Genomic DNA, 2273 nt, shown 5'->3' with positions numbered 1-2273 from the left:
ATTTCCGTGGCCACGTCCACATCGGAAATGCGCGATTCCGCCGCCTGCAGGTTTTCTGCCTGGGTAGTCAGGTTGCTGATGGTGTTTTCCAGCCGGTTCTGCAAAGCGCCCAAATGCGCCCGGATGGCGTCCTTGGAAACCACGGCGTCGTTGATGCCCACCAGAGCGCTCTGGGCCGCATTCTGGGTGGAGACCGTGTAGGCCAAGCTGCCTTCTGCGGCGCTGTTGCCCACACCCAGAGCCGAGGCCGTGCTCGTGCCGATCTGGATGTAGTAGTAGTCCTCGTCCGAGTCGTTCATGGTCCCGAAGTGGATCTTCATCTTGCCCGTGGCGGTCAGATCGCTGCCGTCGTGTGTGTCGCCGGACAGGTTGCCGTCAAGCAGGTGGATGCCGTTGAAGTCCGTGGCATTGGCGATTCGGGTAATTTCCGAAGCCATGGCCTGGTACTCCGAGTCGATCATGAGCCGCTGGGTGGAGTCGTAGGTGCCGGTGGCCGCTTGTTCCGCCAGTTCCTTCATGCGGGTCAGCTTTTCGTCGATGACGCCCAGGGCGCCGTCGGCGGTCTGGATGAGGGAAATGGCGTCGTTGGCGTTGCGCACGCCCTGTTGCAGGGCGGCCACATCCGTGCGCATGAGCTCACGGATGGCCAGGCCGGCGGCGTCGTCCGCCGCGGAGTTGATGCGCAAGCCAGAAGACAGACGCTGGGTTGAGGTTTGCAGATTGCTGTAGTGGTCCGTCAACGTGTTCGCCACGTTGGTGGCCATCTGGTTGTGATTGATATACATGACATTCCTCCTTGAATGTGCTGTCAGCCCGGCGGCGCACTGCGCGCGTCCGCTTCCGTGCGGACTGCCGCCGTTGCGGCCCGCCGTGGGGCGGGCCTCCTCCCTCCGGGAGTAGGGTTGTGTCGCCCGCGTTCTACCGGTTCCGCTGCCGGTTGCGCGGGTGGACGGTCCCAAACCTGGGGCGGTTGTCGTTTTGCTCGTGGCGGCGCAACGGCAAGTTTTGCCCCCAAACCTGCACAGCACACCTAGCAGAATCCGTGCCAGCTTCTCGGTCTCTTTTTGTTGTGTCGCAGTCGGTTACGCCGCGCGGCCCTGCGTTGGGGCATTGTCAAAATCCTGGCGGCAGCGCTGTGGGTATACAAAACTTTTCCACAGCATCTTGACGAAGCTAACTTCTGTTTTATCTATTGGATAGAAAGATTTGCACAGGAGGTTTATGATTATGGCCACTACAATGCGTCTTCCCCGTCGTTGGTTCGCGCCGCGCGAGAATATCGCCCCGGCAGCGCCCTTCAGGGACGATATGGACAAAATTTTTCAGGCCATGTTCAACGGTATGGCGGCCCCGTGGGAGGCCATGAACGAGATGCTGCCCTTCTGGCGGCACCAAAAGGCAGAAAATGCCCTCTTGCCCGACATGGATCTGACCAGTGACGACAAGGCTTATACCCTGCGCATGGAACTGCCTGGTGTGGAGCCGGAAAATGTTGCCGTGGAAGTGCGTGAAAACGCCTTGGTCGTTTCTGGTGAGAAAAAACGGGATAGTGAGGAAGAAAATAAAAATCAGCATGTTATGGAGCGAGTCTACGGTTCCTTCCAGCGGGTGCTGGCTCTGCCCGATGATGCCGATGTGGACAGCATTGCCGCCACGCACAAAAACGGCGTGCTGAGCGTCGTCATTCCGCGCAAGGCTCCGGCTGCGGCAGAGGCGAAAACTATTGAAATCACCAGGGCCTGAGCGCCGGGCGGTCTCTGCCGCCCCGGCTGCCGGGGAGGGCCGTAACGGCCCTCCGGGCCCCCATCCCATCCGGGGCCACCCCAGGCCCCGGAGCGCGAAAGCCGCCGTTTTGCGGCACATCCTCCTCCTCGCGGGCCAGCGCTCCGGCCCGTGCGCGCCCCCGCCGTTCTGGCGGGGGCGCTTTTGGTTTGGAAGTTTTGTTCAAAGAACGAAAAATCCTGGCCCGCTTTTGCGGACCAGGATTTTTCGTAGCCGCGCCCTCTCCGGCGGCGCGGCCTGTGTGGGCTTTGCGTCCTTCCCCACGTGCGGCGTTTAGCCGCCTATGAGCGAAAGCGCCATCTGTGGCATGCTGTTGGCCTGCGAAAGCATGGCCACAGCGGATTGGGTGAGGATCTGATTACGCACGAAGTTCGTCATTTCCGTGGCCACGTCCACATCGGAAATGCGCGATTCCGCCGCCTGCAGGTTTTCTGCCTGGGTAGTCAGGTTGCTGATGGTGTTTTCCAGCCGGTTCTGCAAAGCGCCCAAAT

At 60.9% G+C, this 2273-nt stretch carries 3 protein-coding genes; 1 reads left to right on the top strand and 2 read right to left on the bottom strand.

Annotated elements, in window-relative coordinates; translation table 11 throughout:
• On the bottom strand, window positions 1-785 hold a 785-nt coding region (locus EB812_RS11560; protein ID WP_130958325.1), incomplete at its 3' end, for a flagellin N-terminal helical domain-containing protein.
• A gap of 442 nt (window positions 786-1227) precedes the next feature.
• Between EB812_RS11560 and EB812_RS11555 the strand changes: the two genes are divergently transcribed.
• Window positions 1228-1743 (top strand): Hsp20/alpha crystallin family protein, encoded by a 516-nt coding sequence (locus tag EB812_RS11555; protein ID WP_118229752.1) that lies wholly within the window; start codon window positions 1228-1230, stop codon window positions 1741-1743.
• Window positions 1744-2055: 312 nt separating this feature from the next.
• Here the strand turns inward: EB812_RS11555 and EB812_RS11550 are convergent.
• Window positions 2056-2273, bottom strand: a 218-nt coding sequence (locus tag EB812_RS11550; RefSeq protein ID WP_278184292.1) for a flagellin, incomplete at its 5' end; no start/stop codon positions are given.

The organism is Desulfovibrio legallii, assembly GCF_004309735.1.
Classification (GTDB): Bacteria; Desulfobacterota; Desulfovibrionia; order Desulfovibrionales; family Desulfovibrionaceae; genus Desulfovibrio; species Desulfovibrio legallii.
Note: the sequence above shows the minus strand (reverse complement) of the source record. Positions and strands in the feature narration are given on the sequence as shown.